Raw genomic sequence first — 243 nt, forward strand, 5'->3', positions numbered from 1 at the left:
ATCCTCTGCTGGCCAGGCTCGCTCATACGCAGCCTTATTCCAGTCAAGCCGAACTGGCGCAAGCATTCCATGCAGAAACGGGCATCACCGCGCATCCCGACACCTTTGCAAAAGCGCTGAGACTGGCCGGGATCGTTCGAGTAAAGGAACGTGCCAAAGGTAGCTTCCAGCCTCCCGAGCCTCGTAAGTCTTATGGCTATACCGAGGCACACCGGCGTCAGTTGCCGGAGCAAGGCTACCCCA

The 243-nt window shown here is 58.4% G+C and carries 1 pseudogene; it reads left to right on the plus strand.

The annotated features are described in order from the left end of the window. Nucleotides 1–243 (plus strand): annotated as a pseudogene (locus GHN86_RS23295) (IS5/IS1182 family transposase); the annotation flags it as partial.

The organism is Pseudomonas helleri (assembly GCF_009600315.1).
GTDB classification, from domain to species: domain Bacteria; phylum Pseudomonadota; class Gammaproteobacteria; order Pseudomonadales; family Pseudomonadaceae; genus Aquipseudomonas; species Aquipseudomonas helleri_A.